This window comes from Kribbella sp. NPDC049584 (assembly GCF_040675555.1).
GTDB lineage: Bacteria > Actinomycetota > Actinomycetes > Propionibacteriales > Kribbellaceae > Kribbella.
This window is the reverse complement of record NZ_JBFAPF010000004.1, coordinates 404,054-420,029: the sequence shown is the minus strand read 5'-3', so window position 1 is coordinate 420,029 and position 15,976 is coordinate 404,054. Positions and strand designations below refer to the sequence as shown.

The 15,976-nt window shown below is 69.2% G+C and carries 17 protein-coding genes; 7 read left to right on the top strand and 10 right to left on the bottom strand.

The genetic code is table 11. The features are described from left to right. The first annotated feature begins 13 nt into the window (after nucleotides 1-13). Nucleotides 14-403 carry a nuclear transport factor 2 family protein gene (locus tag AB0J62_RS18260; RefSeq protein WP_363871667.1) on the top strand — a complete coding sequence of 130 codons (390 nt, stop codon included), beginning with the start codon at nucleotides 14-16 and terminating at the stop codon, nucleotides 401-403. Nucleotides 404-408: 5 nt separating this feature from the next. Here AB0J62_RS18260 and AB0J62_RS18255 read toward each other — a convergent pair whose 3' ends face one another. Genes AB0J62_RS18255 through AB0J62_RS18240 form a run of 4 tightly spaced genes read right to left on the bottom strand, consistent with a single transcriptional unit; the run spans nucleotide 409 to nucleotide 3,846 of the window. Further along, nucleotides 409-873 (bottom strand): VOC family protein, encoded by a 465-nt coding sequence (locus AB0J62_RS18255; protein ID WP_134105119.1) that lies wholly within the window; start codon nucleotides 871-873, stop codon nucleotides 409-411. A gap of 10 nt (nucleotides 874-883) precedes the next feature. Next, the gene (locus tag AB0J62_RS18250) at nucleotides 884-1,813 is read right to left on the bottom strand and encodes a Ku protein (RefSeq protein WP_134105120.1); all 930 of its coding nucleotides are present in this window, start codon (nucleotides 1,811-1,813) and stop codon (nucleotides 884-886) included. Between the two features lie 15 nt (nucleotides 1,814-1,828). After that, a complete protein-coding gene (locus AB0J62_RS18245; RefSeq protein ID WP_363871662.1) occupies nucleotides 1,829-2,365 on the bottom strand; it encodes a hypothetical protein in 537 nt (178 codons plus the stop codon). Beyond that, nucleotides 2,362-3,846, bottom strand: a complete 1,485-nt coding sequence (locus AB0J62_RS18240) for a wax ester/triacylglycerol synthase family O-acyltransferase (protein ID WP_363871659.1) — start codon at nucleotides 3,844-3,846, stop codon at nucleotides 2,362-2,364. The genes AB0J62_RS18245 and AB0J62_RS18240 overlap by 4 nt, the downstream gene beginning before the upstream one ends. 167 nt (nucleotides 3,847-4,013) lie before the next feature. On the opposite strand from AB0J62_RS18240, the gene AB0J62_RS18235 reads away from it, so the two are divergent. The 3 genes from AB0J62_RS18235 to AB0J62_RS18225 are packed head-to-tail and all read left to right on the top strand — an operon-like array spanning nucleotide 4,014 to nucleotide 6,558. Next, complete coding sequence (locus tag AB0J62_RS18235) at nucleotides 4,014-4,502, top strand: cupredoxin domain-containing protein (protein WP_363871656.1); 489 nt, start codon at nucleotides 4,014-4,016, stop codon at nucleotides 4,500-4,502. Further along, nucleotides 4,502-5,818, top strand: a complete 1,317-nt coding sequence (locus tag AB0J62_RS18230) for a hypothetical protein (RefSeq protein WP_363871653.1) — start codon at nucleotides 4,502-4,504, stop codon at nucleotides 5,816-5,818. Before AB0J62_RS18235 ends, AB0J62_RS18230 begins: the two co-directional genes overlap by 1 nt. After that, nucleotides 5,818-6,558, top strand: a complete 741-nt coding sequence (locus AB0J62_RS18225; protein WP_363872009.1) for a nucleotidyltransferase domain-containing protein — start codon at nucleotides 5,818-5,820, stop codon at nucleotides 6,556-6,558. Before AB0J62_RS18230 ends, AB0J62_RS18225 begins: the two co-directional genes overlap by 1 nt. On the opposite strand, the gene AB0J62_RS18220 is transcribed toward AB0J62_RS18225, so the two are convergent. From AB0J62_RS18220 to AB0J62_RS18200, 5 genes are all read right to left on the bottom strand, one after another. After that, entirely contained in the window at nucleotides 6,521-7,753 is a 1,233-nt protein-coding gene (locus AB0J62_RS18220) for a glycosyltransferase 87 family protein (RefSeq protein ID WP_363871650.1), read from the bottom strand. The genes AB0J62_RS18225 and AB0J62_RS18220 overlap by 38 nt on opposite strands. Then, nucleotides 7,750-8,421, bottom strand: coding sequence for an HAD family phosphatase (locus AB0J62_RS18215; protein WP_363871647.1), 672 nt, complete (start codon nucleotides 8,419-8,421; stop codon nucleotides 7,750-7,752). Before AB0J62_RS18215 ends, AB0J62_RS18220 begins: the two co-directional genes overlap by 4 nt. A 65-nt stretch (nucleotides 8,422-8,486) precedes the next feature. Further along, nucleotides 8,487-9,281 carry a DUF4097 family beta strand repeat-containing protein gene (locus AB0J62_RS18210; protein WP_363871644.1) on the bottom strand — a complete coding sequence of 265 codons (795 nt, stop codon included), beginning with the start codon at nucleotides 9,279-9,281 and terminating at the stop codon, nucleotides 8,487-8,489. A 112-nt stretch (nucleotides 9,282-9,393) separates the two neighbouring features. Then, on the bottom strand, nucleotides 9,394-10,665 hold the full coding sequence (locus tag AB0J62_RS18205) for a P-loop NTPase (RefSeq protein ID WP_363871641.1): 1,272 nt from the start codon (nucleotides 10,663-10,665) through the stop codon (nucleotides 9,394-9,396). Continuing rightward, nucleotides 10,665-11,324, bottom strand: a complete 660-nt coding sequence (locus tag AB0J62_RS18200; protein ID WP_363871638.1) for an SAF domain-containing protein — start codon at nucleotides 11,322-11,324, stop codon at nucleotides 10,665-10,667. Before AB0J62_RS18200 ends, AB0J62_RS18205 begins: the two co-directional genes overlap by 1 nt. Nucleotides 11,325-11,492: 168 nt before the next feature. Between AB0J62_RS18200 and AB0J62_RS18195 the strand changes: the two genes are divergently transcribed. Beyond that, nucleotides 11,493-11,741, top strand: a complete 249-nt coding sequence (locus AB0J62_RS18195) for a helix-turn-helix domain-containing protein (RefSeq protein WP_134105129.1) — start codon at nucleotides 11,493-11,495, stop codon at nucleotides 11,739-11,741. Nucleotides 11,742-11,785: 44 nt separating this feature from the next. On the opposite strand, the gene AB0J62_RS18190 is transcribed toward AB0J62_RS18195, so the two are convergent. Beyond that, nucleotides 11,786-12,331: a hypothetical protein gene (locus AB0J62_RS18190; RefSeq protein WP_363871634.1), complete on the bottom strand. Its 546-nt coding sequence runs from the start codon at nucleotides 12,329-12,331 to the stop codon at nucleotides 11,786-11,788. Nucleotides 12,332-12,502: 171 nt separating this feature from the next. On the opposite strand from AB0J62_RS18190, the gene AB0J62_RS18185 reads away from it, so the two are divergent. Beyond that, nucleotides 12,503-14,509, top strand: coding sequence for a hypothetical protein (locus tag AB0J62_RS18185; protein WP_363871631.1), 2,007 nt, complete (start codon nucleotides 12,503-12,505; stop codon nucleotides 14,507-14,509). A 1-nt stretch (nucleotide 14,510) separates the two neighbouring features. Beyond that, nucleotides 14,511-15,866 carry an Rv3235 family protein gene (locus AB0J62_RS18180; protein ID WP_363871628.1) on the top strand — a complete coding sequence of 452 codons (1,356 nt, stop codon included), beginning with the start codon at nucleotides 14,511-14,513 and terminating at the stop codon, nucleotides 15,864-15,866. The last annotated feature ends 110 nt before the right edge of the window (nucleotides 15,867-15,976 follow it).

Here is a 15,976-nt window from a genome sequence, read left to right as displayed (position 1 = left end):
CTTAGGAGCGCCGATGGACCTCGAGGACCGCATCGCGATCACCGAACTGATCTCCCTGCACGGGCATCTGGTCGACGCGGGCGACCCGCCGGACCGGTTGTTCACCCCGGATGTCAGGTACGACGTCTCGGACCTCGGCGGCGGGGTGCTGATCGGTCCGGAGGCTGTGTGGCAGGCCGGCCTCGCTCTCGGCGAGGGGAACCCCGTCGGTCACCACGTCACGAATGTCGTGCTGACCGAGGTGGGTCCGGACGAGGTCGCGAGCCTTTCCAAAGGGATCGGCGTGATGGCGGACGGCAGCTGCGGCAGCGCTACCTACGAGGACACCGTCGTACGAACGCCGGCAGGCTGGCGCATCAGCCGCCGCAAAGTCATTCGCCGTCGTCGGCCGCTGGGGCGCTGAGGGGCTCAGCGCCGCCAGGGCATGTGTTGCAGGGCCCAGGTGTTGCCGTCCGGGTCCTCGAACCAGGCGTAGAACACCCCGCCCAGATCCTCGGTCTCACTGACCTCGACGCCCCGGCTGATGAGCTCGGCGCGGGACGCCTCGATGTCCTTCACCACGAGATGCAGGCCGCGCAGCGTGCCGGCCGGCATGTCGAGCTGCGGCAGCCCGGTGACGAGCGTGATCGAGCAGAACGAGCCGGGCGGCGTGAGCTGGACGATGCGTACGCCGTCGGCCGGCGACACGTCCACGTCGACGTGAAATCCGGCCTGCTCGGAGTAGAACCGCTTGGCCCTGTCGACGTCCGTCACCGGGACTGGGACGAGCTCCAGCAGGTACGCGCCCGGCTTGACCTCCGCCGCGGTCGGGTCGTCGGGGATCTCGGACGCGTCCGCAGGGATCTCGGTCGTCGTCGGTGGCAGGTCGCTCATCCAAGCCTCCTCAGGCCGACTTCTTGGTGGCCTTCTTGGCCGTCTTCTTGGCCGGAGCCTTCTTGGCAGCTGCCGCCTTCTTGGCCGGGGCCTTCTTGGCGGCGGCCTTCTTCGCCGGTGCCTTCTTCGCCGGCTCGGACCCGCCGGCGCCACCGCCTGCCCGCCGGGCCTTGGCCGCCTCGACAGACGCACGCAAAGCGGCCACCAGGTCGACGACCTCGGCGCCCTCGGTCTCTTCGTCCTCGGACTCCGGCAGCGGCACGCCTTCGGCCTTCGCCTGGACGACCTTCTCCAGCGCCTCGCGGTAGTCGTCGTGGTACTGCTCCGGGTCGAACTCACCCCGCAGCGTGTCGATGTACGACGACGCCATCGCCTTCTCCTGCGTCCGGATCTCGACGTCCTCGGGCGGGGCCGCGAACGACTTGTCCCGGATCTCGTCCGGCCACAGCATCACCTGCAGCACGAGTACGTCGTCGACGGTCCGCAGCAGCCCGAGGCTCTCCCGCGACCGCAGCGCGACCTTCACCAGCGCATACAGCTCGGAGCCCTCGAGCGCGTCGCGGAGCAATACGTACGGCTTGGCGCCCGGGCCGCCGTCAGCAGCGAGGTAGTACGACTTGCCCAGGTAGAGCGGGTCGACCTGGTCGGCGGGCACGAACTCGAGGACGTCGATGACCTTCTTGCTGGACAGCGGCAGGTCGGCGAAGTCGTCGGAGTCGAGCACGATCATCCGGCCGTCGGGCATCTCGTAGCCCTTGCCGATATCGGAGTACGGCACCTCTTCGCCGTCGATCGAGCAGACCCGCTTGTACTTGATCCGCCCCCCGTCGGCGACATGCACCTGGCGGAACGAGATGTCCTTTTCCTCGGTCGCGGAGAACACCTTGATCGGGATCGTCACCATCCCGAACGAGATGGCCCCCTTCCAGATCGCCTGCATCGCCATCAGCTCCCGTCAGTTCGATCCGTTCGACCCGTTCCGGCCCCGCGGCCCCTCCGCCGCGAGCAGGTCGGGAATCTCTTGCGTCGCGTACCACAGCAGGTCTTCACCCTCGCACGAATCGAGGGCGAACACCGCGTCGTCGTCACCGTTCTGCGCGGCCTCCCAGAGGTCGGCCGCCTTCCGGACCACCGGGATCGCGTCGGTCCCGTCCATGTGGACGGCAGCCACCGCACGCCACGGAACCACCACATGCAGCTCCAGCCGGGCGTCACCCAGCTCCACCGACCCGTCGGCCGGCGGCACCGCGCTCACCTCGGCCGCGATCACCACTCGTCTGCGCGAGATCCCTGGATCGGCGGCGAGCAGGCCCACCGAGGCGCGCGCCGCCTGCGCCATCGCGGCGTACTCCAGCTCCTCGTCGTCGCCCTCGGCGTACCACTCGCGCAAGGCCGGCGTCACGGCGTACACCGTCAGCGGGGCCGGCCCGATCTCCCCCGCGTTGCAGGCCACGCTCAGCAACCGGAGCGTGGATGGGATGTAGACCCTCATGAACCCGCCTTCTTGGGCTGTGCGTTTTTCGGGGTTTGGCTGCGGGGTTTCTTCCGTCCCCGGGAGGCCCGGTTCCGGCTGCCCTTCGTGGTGTCCAGCAGTTCGTCGAGCGCGTCGGTCACACATTGGGCGAAAACAGCGAGGTCCGGCATCGCGGTGCGGTCCGCATTCAGACCGTAATACACCTTCCCGTCGTACGACGTGACTCCGACGGACAGGCCCTGCCCCGGCATCAACGGGACCACCGGGTACGACGCGAGCATCGGCGCACCCTGCGCGTACAGCGGGAACTGCGGACCGGGGACGTTGGTGATCACGACGTCGTCGATCGGGCGGACCGTCGTGGTCGCGACCCGGGCGGCGAGGGCATGCAGCGTGGTCGGCGCGAACCCGGCGATGCCGACCAGCGAGCGGGCGCTGACGGCGCGACCGGTGTCCTTGTGCACCTTGGTCTGGTACGAGATCTGGTGCAGCCGCATGACCGGGGAGTTCTCGCCGACCGGCAGGTTCACGGTCGAGGCGATCACGCGGGAACCGAGCGAAGTCGGCTCCTCGTCCTCGTCGTCGCGGATGCTGACCGGGATCACCGCCCGCACACTCCGGGTCGGACCGACGCCCTCGCCGCGGGTCATCATCCAGGCCCGGAACGCGCCGGCGACCACGGCGAGGATCACGTCGTTGACCGTGCCGCCGTGCGCGGCGCGGACCGTCCGGTAGTCCTCCAGATCGGTCTGCACGGTGGTGAACCGGCGCTGGCCGGACGTCTTCACATGCAGTGAGCTCTCCTGCGCATGCCGCTGCGCGGCCAGCGAGCCGACCACGTCACCGAGCACCTCGCGGACCGAGGTGGAGCCGGTCAGGCTGGCCATCTCGGCGCGGGCAAGCTCCAGGACCGCGGTCGGATGCTTGGTCGCGTCGAAGAAGACCCCGGCGAGCAGCTGAAGTGCGGACGGCGGGTGCGCCGGCTGCCAGGTGTCGGTCGGCGTCTCGCGCGGGTGGGCGGTCGAGTCCAGGACGACCTGGCCGATATCGACCGTGCTGTTGCCGTCGACAAGCGCCTGGTGCGACTTCGCGATGATCGCGAACCGGTCACCTTGGAGGCCCTCGACCAGATACATCTCCCACAGCGGCCGGGCGCGGTCGAGGCGCCGGGACATGATCCGGGCGACCAGCTCGAGCAGCTGCGCGTGGGTCCCGGGCCGGGGCAGGGCAGAGCGCCGTACGTGGAAGGTGATGTCGAATTCTTCGTCGTCGACCCAGACCGGACCCGCGAATCGGCCGGGCACCTGCTGCACCCTCTGCCGGTACCGCGGGACGAACGCGATCCGGTCCCGGATCAGCGCGACCAGGCTCTCGTAATCGAAGCCCTCGTCGCCGTGCACCGGCGGCTCGAAGATGTCGACCGTCCCGACGTGCATCGGGGTGGCCGGTGACTCTGCCTTCAGGAAGGTGAGATCCAGCGACGTCAGCCGGTCAGGCATCCGGTTCACCTTCCTCTCTCTACAGGTTGCTTCACCCTAGCGGCCGCCGCCGACAGTGGGCTGCGACACTGGCCGTACGGGAACACTGCGGTATTCGTGTTCGTCAGGCAAGAGGGTGTGTCCCGCACCCTGAGAAGTTCACCACCCCTCGAAAGGCTTCAGGACCGATGCGTTCGACGCTCACTCGCGGTGCCGCCACCGCTCTCCTGCCCACCCTCGGCATGCTCGTCCTGGCCGGCTGTGGTGGAGGCGACTCCGGCAGCGGCTCGAGCACCCCGTCGCCGAGCGCCCCGGCCAGTACGCCGACGTCGACCCTGCCGACGACCTCCGCGACCCCGGGCAGCCCGAACACCAGCTCCCCGTCGAACACCGCGGACCCGTCCGGCGAGCAGGCCGACGTGACCATCGACGTCACCGTTGCCAATGGCAAGGTCAACCCGAGCGGCGCGACGATCAAGGTGAAGGCCGGCCAGACCGTGCTGGTCAAGGTGATCAGCGACGCCGACGACGAGCTGCACATCCACGGCTACGACAAGGAGCTCGAGCTCAGCCCGGGCAAGCCCGCCTCGGTCAAGTTCACCGCGAACATGAAGGGCACCTTCGAGGTCGAGACCCACAAGAGCGGCAAACTGGTCGCCAAGCTCGTCGTCTCGTGATGATTCCTCTTCACGGGATTGGCGGTCGGCAGGATCTGCCGGTTCCGTTCGGGCTGGCGGTGGGTGGTGCCGCGGTCGCGGTGGCGCTCTCGTTCGTCGTGCTCGGCCTGGCGTGGCGGAGTCCGAAGTACCGCGGCAATGCGTCCGGGAAGCCGTTGCCTGCCGCAATCACCCGGACGGTCGACGCGGGCTGGTTCCGGTGGATCGTCCGCGTGGTCGGGCTGGCGGTCTTCCTGTACGCGATGGTGTCGCTGATGTTCGGCGTGGACCGGCTGACGAACCCGATCTTCGGCTTCATCTACATCCTGGTCTGGGTCGGGCTGGTACCGATCTCGATCGTGTTCGGTCCGGTCTGGCGGACGCTGAACCCGCTGCGCACGCTGCACCTCATCCTCTCGAAGGCCCTTCGCCAACCGCCGTCGAAGGGGCTGCTCGAGCTGCCCGCGTGGGTAGGCCTGTGGCCGGCCGCGCTCGGCATCTTCGCGTTCACCTGGCTCGAACTGGTTGCACCGGACCGCGCGACGATCCCGGTGCTACAGGCCTGGATCGCGCTGTACGTCGTGATCACGATGTTCGGGGCGATCCTCTTTGGCGACCGCTGGTTCGCACAGGGCGACCCGTTCGAGGTCTACGCCACGCTGATGTCGCGGTTGTCCCCGTGGGGTCGTCGCACCGACGGCGCCCTCGTCGTCCGGCGTCCGCTCGAAAACCTCGACGGGCTGAAACCGCAACCCGGCCTCGTCGGCATGGTCGCGGCTCTGCTCGGCTCCACGGCGTACGACGGATTCTCGAACTCGTCGACATGGATCGGCTGGGCGCAGAACCAGGACATCTCGATGACGTGGCTCGGGACGGCCGCGCTGATCGTCTTCATCCTGTTCGTCCTCGGCACCTACTCCGGCGCCACTGTCCTCGCGGGCCGGTTGTCCGACAGTTCGCGGACATCGCTTCCCGGCCTGTTCGCGCACTCCGTCGTACCGATCGCCTTCGGGTACGTCGTCGCGCACTACCTGACGCTGTTCATCCTGGAAGGGCAGCGGACGCTGATCTACCTGAGCGACCCGCTCAGCAACGGCGCGAACATCTTCGGGACCGGCCTCCTCGCCGTCAACACCGGCATCACCAATCACAGCACGGCGATCGCGGTCACCCAGGTCCTCGCCGTGGTCTGCGGACACCTGCTCGGGGTCATCTCGGCCCACGACCGCGCGGTCGCGCTGTTCCCGCGCGCCAAGGCGCTGGCCGGCCAGATCCCGCTGCTCGTCGTCATGGTCGGCTACACGTGCGGCGGCCTGCTCCTACTGTTCTCTTCGTGATGTACACCCCCGCCGACCGCTCGGCCCTGCGCGATGCACTGATCGCGCGAGGCCGAGCGGATGCGCGGATCACCGGCGCCGCGCTGACCGGATCCGCGGCAGTCGGCGCGGAGGACGAGTGGTCGGACATCGATCTGGCCTTCGGCCTCGCAGCCGACGCGGACCAGTCCGGCACAGTCGCTGACTGGACCTCGACGATGTACGCCGAGTACGGCGCCATCCACCACACGGATGTGTGGTCAGGCCGAACGATCTACCGAGTCTTCCTGCTCGACTCCACCCTCCAGGTGGACATCGCCTTCGCCCCTCGCGAGGCATTCGGGGCCCTCGGTCCCACCTTCCAACTGCTTTTCGGTTCAGCAGTCGAGCAGCCGGCCCGCAGTACACCGAAGCCGGTCGACCTGATCGGGATGGGCTGGCTGTACGCCTTGCATGCGCGCTCGAGCATCGCCCGCGGCAAGGCGTGGCAGGCGGAGTACATGATCAGCGGAGTACGGGATCACGTGCTCATGCTGATGTGCCTGCGCCACGGCGTACCGCACTCAGAGGGTCGCGGTCTGCATTTGTTGCCTGCGGCCACCACTTCGGCGGTCGAGCCGACCTTGGTGGGATCACTCGAGACGGCCGAGTTGCGGCGAGCCTTCCGCGCAAGTGTCGACGTACTGCTGTCCGAGATAGCCGAGGTCGACCCCGAGTTGGCCGTCAGGCTGACTCGGACGCTGCGGGAGCTGACGACTTAGGCAGGCTGCGGCTGGTGACGGCGAGCAGGATGAACGCGATCATGCCGACAATCAGGTGCGAGTTGCCCGGGATCGACTGCCAGAAGGTCCAGCTGAGCTCGCGGTCGTCGCGGTACGGGACCCACCAGATCGAGCGCAGTACGAACAATCCGTAGAACAGGACGCCGGTGACCACGGCGGGGTTCAGGCCCCAGACGCGGTTGACGCCGCGGATCAGGCTGACGCCGAGCGGGATGATCCAGACCCAGTGGTGGCTCCACGAGATCGGCGACGCGTACAGGACCGCCAGCGCCATCACCGAGATCGCGGTGACGCGCTCGTCTGCCAACCAGTAGCGCCGGGCCAGCCACAGCACCAGCAGACCGAAGACGACCGAGATCACGAACCACGTCGGCTGGACCCAGCCCGCGTTGTTGCCGATGCGGTGGAGGAAGCCGTTGAACGATTGGTTGCCGGTGTAGGCGATCCCGCCGACGCGGTTCGCGTCGAGGATCACGTCGGTCCAGTACCGCCACGACTGGTGCGGCACGATCGCGAACCCGATCGCCATCGTCGCCAGCAGCCCCAGTACGGCGTTGCGCAGCGCCCGCCACTGCTTCGTCACCACGAGCAACGCGAGGAATGGCAGCGGTGTCAGCTTGACGCCGATCGCCACGCCGACCCAGAACCCTCGCAGCCGCGTGTTGTTCGGCCGGACCAGATCCAGCAGGATCATTGCGGTCAGCAACAGGTTGATCTGGCCGAACTGGATCGTCTGCCAGACCGGCTCGAGCAGCAGCGACAGGATCGTCAGTGCGATCAGCACGGCGGTGCGCTTGCGCTGGGTGACGAACGCCCAGAACGTCTTCGGCAGGCTGGCCCGCCACAACGCGGTGATGCACAGCACCGAGATCGTCGTCCAGGTCACCAGCGCGACCGCCCACGGCACGGCGGCCAGCGGGACCATCGCGATCGCGGCGAACGGCGGATACGTGAACGGGAGACCGGATCCGCCGGGCAGCTTCGCGTCGTACAGCGAGTCGCCGTGCAGCAGCACCGAGCCGCCCATCCGGTAGACGCGCAGGTCGATCATGCCGTCGTACAGGTTGCCGACCCAGGCGCCGAGCGCGACGAGCACGGCGCAGGCCACGATCGCGACGATGACGCGACGGCTGGCCGAACGGGCTGGGGAGGAGGGAGGGGTGGTCACGGTCACGTCAGGTCGGCTCCGAACAGGGTTTCCAGCGCTCGCCGGGTCTCGTCGTACTCGGTGTGAAGAATCGCGGTCATGCCGACCGCGCGGGCGCCGTCGACGTTCAGTTGCAGATCATCGATGAAGACGCACTCCGACGGCTTCAGGTTCAGCCGGCGGGCGGCGAGCAGGAAGATCTCCGGCTCGGGCTTGCGCAGCCCGACCTCACCGGAGATGACGATGTCGTCGAACATCCCTTCCCAGGTGTCGCGGGGATAGGTGTTGCCCCAGGAGTTCGACAGCAGGGCGGTCTTGATCCCGCGCTCGTTGGCGCGGCGGACCAGCCCGGACATCGCGGGCTGGTGCTCGAAGTGCGCGAACATCCGCTCGATCAGGCCCTCGGCCGGCACCGGCGTACCGTCGCGGCGGACGAGCATCGAGGCCAGCTTCCGCTCGAAATCGGGTACGGCGATCTGGCCGCGCTCGAGCGCGTGTACCGGGTTGAGCTCCGCCTCCGCGGCGGCGTCCTCGGGCGACTGGGCGGGCAGCCATTTCAGCACTGCTTCGAGATAGGAGTCGAAGTCGAAATCGTCCACCTCGGCCCAGCGCCGCAGCGCCGCTTCCAACCCGGAGGTGAGCACGCCGCCCCAGTCCACCAACAGACCACGCGGCACCACCTGCACCTCAACCATGCCCGCAAGCGTACTCAGGCGGGGGCCGTCATCACGCTTCCGGCCCCGGCCCTCACTCCCCGTGGTCAGTGGTTGTACTCGATGGTGACGTCGCCCGAGGAGGTCTTCGCCTGGATGGTCCGAGTTGCGTTCGGGTCGATCTTCACGTTGGCCGACTCGTCGCCGGAAGACGTCTTGGTGTCGACCTTGTAGGCCTCGTCACCGGACGGGATCCGGATCGACACGTCCCCTGAGCTCGACTTGGCCTCGACCGACTGCGGGGCGACGGAGAAGTCCAGTGAGGCGCTGCCGGAGCTGCTGTGCGTCGTCACGGACGTCGCGGTCAGTCCGTCCGCCTCGACATCTCCCGAGCTCGACTCGAGCTGCAACGGTCCCCCGACGTCGTGCACGTCGATGTCGCCGGAGCTCGTCTTCACCTCGGCGCCGCCGGAGAACCCGGAGACCGTCACGTTCCCGCTGCTGCTCTCGACGGTGAGCTTCAGATCCCGCGGCACGGTGAGCACGTAGCTGGTCTTGCAGCCGAACGACAGGAACCCACACCCGCCGCTGTTCAGCTCGAGCTTTCCCTCGTCCGCGTGGTACTTCTCCTTCGGGTCCGAGCCGAACACGTTCCGCTCGAACTGCCGATCGATCTTCACCTCGGTCCCGTCACCGGGCCGGACTTCGACCTCTGCCGCGCCGCCTTTGACCAGCAGCGAGTCGCCCTGCACCGGGTAGCTCTCCTGGCTGGACTTGGTGCCCTCGGTCAGCCCGGTGAGCGCCCAGTACGCGCCGCCGAGGATGAGGGCGACCGAGATCGCAATCCCGTAGCGACGGTTCGTGCTCATCGAGCTCGGCGGCCGGCCCTGGACATCGGACATGACTCTCCCTGCGGGTCGAAGTACTGCCCACCCTGGCACATCGTCGGCGGGCTGTCGGCGGGGTGATCCCCTGGTTCCCCACCGATCCGACCCTGACTTCCGGGGCGCCGGCTCAGGCCGGCACGAGGTCCTTGACGACGGTGGTCGCCAGTTGCTGGAACGACTTGCGGAGCTTGCTGGACTTGGCCGCTTCCGCGAGGCTGCGGCCGTGGGACATGGCGGTGTCGACCGCGTTCAAGTCGTACGGCAGGAGGGCGGCGGGCTCGATCCCGGCGTACTGAGCGAGGGCCTCGGCGGCGGCGGCTCCGGGTGATCCGCCGAGCGCGCCGGAGCGGAGCCGGTTCACCACGACTCGGACGTTCGTCGACGGTACGACGGTGCGCACCTCGTGGACCGCGCGGATCAGCCGCGTCAGCCCGACCGGATCCGCCGTACCGACGATCAACACCTCGTCGGCCTGCTCCAGCGTCGCGACCGTCGCACCGTTGCGCCGCGGGGCCAGCGAGTCGAACGAGATCTCCTCGTCGGTCTCGATGCAGAACCCGACGTCGACCACCGTGACGGGCGCGAGCTCGCGGGCCGTCGACCAGATCGCCTCGATCGCTGCCGGTCGCAGCTCCGTCCACCGGTCGGCCCGGCTGAGCCCGGTGAGCACCAGCAGGTGCGGCGCGACCTGGCGCGCGTACTTCGCGAGCGTGATCATGTCGAGCGAACCGTTCGACGCCGAGCGGGCCGCGGCGGCCAGCCCGGACGTCTCGTCGAGCATCCCGAGCATCTGCGCGACGGTCCCGCCGTACACATCCGCGTCAGCGAGCAGTGTGGGCACGCGCTTCGCGGCCAACTCGGACGCGAGGTTGACCGCGACCGTCGTCCGGCCCGGCGCACCGGTCGGGCCCCAGACGGCGATCAGCCGGCCGGCGCCCTGGGAGTACGGCGGGGGGTCGTAGTTGACGGCATTCTCCGGGGTGAGCGGCACGAAACCGCCGGAGAAGTGCGCGGTCGAGATCTCCGGGCCGGACTCGACGGCCTCGGTCACCGCGCGACCCAGGTCGGTCGGACTGACGTCGGCGGGCAGGATCCGCTCGATCCCCATCCGGCTGAGCCTGTCCTCGGGGCCGAAGGGCGCACCGCTCTCCGTCGGGTCGACCAGGGCGAGCACGGCGATTCCGCGTGCGTGCAGAGCGGCGACGGCGTCGGCGGACAGCCGGGCCAGGGCGTCGGCCAGCAGCACGGCGCGGGCCTGACCGCTCGCGGCGGCAGCCATCACGTCGGCGATGTCGACACACCGCCGTACGACCTTGATCCCTGGGGCGCGCTCGGTCCGCTGGACCACATCGGCCTCCCAGGGCGCGCCGGTGACGGCGAGCAGGACCGGGATCGACATCAGCCGGCCTTCCGGACCAGAGTCGGCTCACCGGCGCCGAGCGCTGTCAGCGCGGCCGGGATGCGGGGCAGGTCGGCCGCGGTCAGCCCGATCAGCACCTGTCGTCTGGCGGTGCTGCCGGCAACGCCCTTGACCGAGTCGATCTGCAGCACGCGAACACTGCTCCACAACGGTCTCGCGGGCTGGCCCTCCTCCTTCGGCACCACCCAGACGTCGACGATGTCGCCGACTGCTGTGTCGGACGGGAGACGGCCGGTCGCGACCGACAGCGGGAGCTCGGTGCGGTCCTGGTCGGACTTGGCGACGGCCGCGTCCTTCGGCAGGAACTCGCCCTGGTCGATCGCCCGGCCCACGACCAGGCCCTTCACGTCGGCGTCGGCCGCGAGATACCGCTCGGAGTCGTTGGTGCTGGTGAAGCGGACCCGGACCGTGGTGAGGTCGTCGTCGGTCAGCGGGACGCCGACCTTGAGGTCGTGTTTGGCGGCCCAGATCGTCGTGGTGTCGTCGGCCGACGAGAGCAGCCTGGCGCCGGCCAGCGCGGTGACCGCGACGAGCAGCACGCCAAGGACCAGGCGACCGTCCTTCCACCGGGCCTTGCGGTTGCGCTGGGCCGGGGCGGACGGCGCCCCGAATCCACTTCGCACGGCTGTCTCGACCACGTCGTCTCCCCAGTCAATCGATCGTTCTCGGGCGACATTCTGCCTGGTTCGCGATCGCGGCGTGAACGGTCATCCACAGGCAGTCACAGGCTGGGGACAAACCCGCTCATCCATCCGCCAACCGTGGCAAACTGAAACAACCAGCCACTATGTGAAGGAGTCCGACGGATGCCGGGTCCCCGCTTCCTCCAGCTCGCCGACGTCGCCGAGGTGCTCAACATCTCCGCCAACCAGGTCTACGCGCTGGTCCGCCGCGGCGACATCCCCGCAGTCAAGATCGGCGGCCGCGGCCAGTGGCGCGTCGAGTCGACCGAGCTCGAGAAGTACATAGAACGCCTCTACACCGAAACCAAGGACTTCATCGAAGCCCACCCCTTCGGCGAAGAAGCCGAAACCCCAGAGGACGCCCAGCTCTAACCGTCAGCCGCACCAGCGAGCTGGCGCTGTGTGCGACTTGAGTTTTACCGGCGGCGGAGGGCTCGGAGGGATTGGGTGGGGACGAGGCGGACGTTGTAGACCTCGGAACGGCGGCGCGGGGCATCTAGTGGGTGCTCGGCGAGTTCGAGGAAGTCTGCGCCGACGCGGTCGATGGTGCCGGTGACGGGTCCGCCGCCGCTGCAGAACAGGGTGACCGGTGAGCGGTCCCGGGCGATTCCCCGGAGCAGATGGGCAAGCCCGAGCTTGCCCTCGACGGACCCGGCCGGCTCGGCCCACGGGCCCAATCGGTGTACGGCGACGAGTGCGGTGACCGGGATCAGCCACTCCTCGTAGCGCTCGGTCTCGAGCAGCAGGCAGTCCTTCCCGACCCGGCTGAGCATGCCGCGGACGGGCTCGGCGTCGTTCAGTTCGACGCGTACGACGGTGTTCACCGCGCCGCGGAGCCGGTCGAGGACGGTGATCTTCCCGACCTCGGTGCGAATCCGGTCGGCCACTTCGCCGTACAGATCTGTGTCCTGGAGCGCCTCGAACTGCGACTCCAGGTCCGCGAACAACGCATCCCACCGCATGACCGCGAACCTACCGGTCCCGGGGGTGCTGTCGCGCCGGTCCGCCGTCACCCTCTGCACAGCAAACCGACGCTGAGTGAGTTAAGGACTTGCAAAGCGCACCTAGAACCGGTCTATAGTGGTCAAGCCAAAGCAAACTAAAGCAAACTCATAGGTCGGGAGCGAAGCGGGATGAACGCGATGATCCGGGCACTGAAAGGCATCCTCGCCGTACTGGCGCTGGCCGGTGTCGGCGTGCTGCTGCGGTGGGTGACCGCCGGGTCGATCAGCGGCGCGCGGACCTACGACCTGGACTCGCTGACCGTGCTCGCGGTCGGGACGGTCGCGTGGATCGCGTACGTGTGGCTGGCTCTGGCGGTCGTCACGACGGTCCTCGAGCAGATCCCCGGCGTGGTCGGCGAACTCGCCGGCGCGGTCGCCGGACGGATCACCACCAAGACAGCGCGGGCCCTACTGCGCTCCGGCCTCGGGGTCGCCGCCGTCACACCCCTCACAGTCGGCGCAGCTCAAGCCGCCCCCGGGCCCAGCTCCCACATCCTCCAGTGGAACCAGCCCGACCCCACCTCCACCATCCACCTCACCGACTCCAACTGGCGCCCCACCAACCCCCGCCCCACCCGCCAGTCCGGCGCACCCACCTCGGAGCTGCAGATCCGGTTCGGCGACGCCCGCGGACCAGCAGCTGCCCAGCCGGGCTCCGCAAAGTCTCGCCAGGCGTCGGCCCAGTCCCACCAGGACTCCACCAACACCTGGCGCGCAGCAGAGCCTGCCTCGGACCTGCAGATCGGCGCCGACACCCACTGGACAGCCGCCACCGAGCCGGACAATGCCCAGTCCCGCCAGGACTCCACAAGTACCTCGCGAGCCACCGAGCCCACCTCGGACCTGCAGATCGGCGACGACGCCCACAGGACAGCCGCGGCCCAGCCAGCCTCTGCCCCATCCCAGCAGGACTCCACCAGCACGTGGGGATCGATGGAGGCCGCCTCCAACCTGCAGATCGGCGGAACCGACGCGCCGAGGACAACCGCGGCCCGACCGGGCTCCACCCAGTCCCACCACGAGTCGGCCATGCCCGTGCAGGAGCCGGCCAAATCTCAGCAGGACTCCACCAGCACCTGGCGCTCGACCGAGCCGGCGTCGGGCCTGCAGATCGGCGCCGCCGGGCAGCACGGGACAACCGCGGCCCAGCCGGGCTCGGCCCAACCCCAGCCGGGCTCCGCCCAATCCCAGCAGGAGTCGGCCAAGGCCTTGCAGGAGTCGGCCAAATCTCAGCGGGACTCCGCCAGCGCCTGGCGGTCGACGGAGCCGGCCTCGGAGTTGCAGATCGGTGGGGCCGACGCGGCGAGGACAGCCGTGGGCCAGCCCGCCTCCGCGCAGTCCCAGCAGGAGGCTGCCAAGGGTCAGCAGGGCTCCACGAAGTCTGACCAGGACTCCGCCGACACCTGGCGAGCTACCGAGCCCGCCTCGGAGTTGCAGATCGGTGGCGCCCACGCGGCGAGGACAGCCGTCGCCCAGGCGGGCTCCACGCAGTCACAGCAGGAGTTTGCCAAGGGTCAGCGGGGCTCCAGGAAGTCTGACCAAGACTCCACCGACGCCTGGCGAGCTACCGAGCCTGCCTCGGAGTTGCTGATCGGCGGTGACGACGCGGCGAGGACAGCCGTCGCCCAGCCGGCCTCCACGCAGTCCCAGCAGGAGTCGGCCAAGTCCCAGCCGGGCTCCGCGCACTCACAGGAGGAGTCGGCCGAGGCCCTGGAGGGCTCCAGCCAGTCTGGGCGGGACTCGACTGATACCTGGCGAGCTACCGAGCCTGCGTCGGGGCTGCAGGTTGGGGTGGAGCAGGGCGTCAAGGCGTCTGGTCGGGGTGCTGTGAGTGGGCGGATGCGGGTGGGGGTGCCGGATCGGCCTACTGATGGGGCTCCTACTCGGTACACCGAGGTGCGGGCCGGCGGGGCGGTGCGGGTCGTCGTACGGGAAGGGGACTCGCTGTGGGGTCTCGCTGCTCGTGAGCTCGGGCCTAGCGCCACGGATGAAGCGATCGCCGGGCGGTGGCCGGATTGGTACGCCGTGAATCGGCAGGTCATCGGTGACGACCCCGACCTGATTCTTCCCGGGCAGGTACTCCGCGTGCCGCCCGCGTCCACCGGCCACCTCCCGCCCACCCATCAGGAGCCGTGACATGAGCCAGTCCCCGAACCTCGCCACCACGAACTCGACCTCAGCACCGGAACCGATGGAGGCTCCCATGGCCGTCACCAACCCGACGTCCGCGGCGAACGAACGCACCGCGACCCCGGATGTGCTCGCTTCTGTTGCGCGGCCGCGGCTGCGGTCGGTGCGTGGCGAGCATGTCGTCCCGGCGACGGCGCGGTACGCCGCTGAGCTGACCGATGGCGCGCTGGCACTGCGGTTGCAGGCGATCACCCGGCTCGGCGTCACGGACGCATCGCGGCGGTCGTCGAGCATCGCTGCATTCACCACCCACCAACCGCAGGCCCGCAGCCTCACGGTGGTGCCGGCCGACAAACAAACGGCTGGGCAACCTGACGATGCTCAGCCGCCGCACGCCGCGAAGCCCACCAGCCCCACCGCGATCGCCCGCACCAGCCAGGTCGCCCAGCCCAGCAAGGTCGCCGCGTCCAGCGAGGCCGCCCGGTCCAGCAACGTCGGCGGGCCTAACACGGTCGCCAGTTCCAGCGAGGTTGCTCGGCCCAGCGAGATGGCCCGACCCAGCGATGCTGCTCGGTCCAGCGAGTTCGCCGGATCCAGCGAAGGCGGTGGGCCCAGCGAAGTCGCCCGACCCAGCGAGGTTGCCCGGCCCGGCGAGGTTGCCCGGCCCGGCGAGGTTGCTCAGCCCAGCGAGGTCGCTGCGTCCAGCAAGGTCGCCGCGCCTAGCGCGGTCGCCCGGCCCGGTGAGATTGCTCGGCTCGGGGAGGTTGCTCAGCCCAGCGAGGTTGTCCGGCCCGGCGAGGCCGTCCCGTCCAGCAAGGTCGCCGGGCCTAGCGCGGTCGCCCGTTCCAGCGAGGTTGCTCGGACCAGCGAGGTCGCCCGGCCCGGCGACACCGCCCGGTCCAGCGAGGTCGCCCGGCGCGGTGAGATCGCTCGGCCCGGTGAGATCGCTCGGCCCGGTGAGATGGCCAGGGCCGCCGACGCCGCCCGGGCCAGTGAGGTTGGTCGGGAGGGTGGGGTTGGGGTTCGGGTGCCGGGGGCTCGGGCTTGGGGTGGGCGGTTGGCTCAGGCTGTGGCTGAGGTGTTGGCGGGGGATCGGCCGATCTCGCAACTGGTGCGGTATACCGACGACGAGGTGTTTATGGAGTTGAACCGGCGGGTTCGGCTGCTTGGGATGAACACGACGGCGATGACGCGCGGGGCGAAGGAGAAGAGCGCGGTGCAGTCGGTGCGGGTGTTCATGCCGGAGCCGGCGATCGCGGAGGTGGCGGCGCATGTACGTCGTGGCGACCGGTCGCGGGCGATCGCCCTGCGGATGGAGATCCGCCGCAACCGCTGGGTCTGCACGGCCCTCGAGATCGGCTGAGATCCGAACTCCTGGCTGTTGTCCGGTGGGTTGCACGGCCTCGAGATCGGCTCGCACCCGACCCCCTGGCCGTTGTCCGCTGGGACCGCACCGCCCTCGAGATCAGCTCG

Excerpts from the sequence above, each read along its gene's own strand:
- AB0J62_RS18260 (WP_363871667.1), top strand. The coding sequence starts at position 14 with ATGGACCTCGAGGACCGCATCGCGATCACCGAACTGATCTCCCTGCAC.
- AB0J62_RS18255 (WP_134105119.1), bottom strand. The coding sequence starts at position 873 with ATGAGCGACCTGCCACCGACGACGACCGAGATCCCTGCGGACGCGTCC.
- AB0J62_RS18250 (WP_134105120.1), bottom strand. The coding sequence starts at position 1,813 with ATGCAGGCGATCTGGAAGGGGGCCATCTCGTTCGGGATGGTGACGATC.
- AB0J62_RS18245 (WP_363871662.1), bottom strand. The coding sequence starts at position 2,365 with ATGAGGGTCTACATCCCATCCACGCTCCGGTTGCTGAGCGTGGCCTGC.
- AB0J62_RS18240 (WP_363871659.1), bottom strand. The coding sequence starts at position 3,846 with ATGCCTGACCGGCTGACGTCGCTGGATCTCACCTTCCTGAAGGCAGAG.
- AB0J62_RS18235 (WP_363871656.1), top strand. The coding sequence starts at position 4,014 with ATGCGTTCGACGCTCACTCGCGGTGCCGCCACCGCTCTCCTGCCCACC.
- AB0J62_RS18230 (WP_363871653.1), top strand. The coding sequence starts at position 4,502 with ATGATTCCTCTTCACGGGATTGGCGGTCGGCAGGATCTGCCGGTTCCG.
- AB0J62_RS18225 (WP_363872009.1), top strand. The coding sequence starts at position 5,818 with ATGTACACCCCCGCCGACCGCTCGGCCCTGCGCGATGCACTGATCGCG.
- AB0J62_RS18215 (WP_363871647.1), bottom strand. The coding sequence starts at position 8,421 with ATGGTTGAGGTGCAGGTGGTGCCGCGTGGTCTGTTGGTGGACTGGGGC.
- AB0J62_RS18210 (WP_363871644.1), bottom strand. The coding sequence starts at position 9,281 with ATGTCCGATGTCCAGGGCCGGCCGCCGAGCTCGATGAGCACGAACCGT.
- AB0J62_RS18205 (WP_363871641.1), bottom strand. The coding sequence starts at position 10,665 with ATGTCGATCCCGGTCCTGCTCGCCGTCACCGGCGCGCCCTGGGAGGCC.
- AB0J62_RS18195 (WP_134105129.1), top strand. The coding sequence starts at position 11,493 with ATGCCGGGTCCCCGCTTCCTCCAGCTCGCCGACGTCGCCGAGGTGCTC.
- AB0J62_RS18190 (WP_363871634.1), bottom strand. The coding sequence starts at position 12,331 with ATGCGGTGGGATGCGTTGTTCGCGGACCTGGAGTCGCAGTTCGAGGCG.
- AB0J62_RS18185 (WP_363871631.1), top strand. The coding sequence starts at position 12,503 with ATGAACGCGATGATCCGGGCACTGAAAGGCATCCTCGCCGTACTGGCG.
- AB0J62_RS18180 (WP_363871628.1), top strand. The coding sequence starts at position 14,511 with ATGAGCCAGTCCCCGAACCTCGCCACCACGAACTCGACCTCAGCACCG.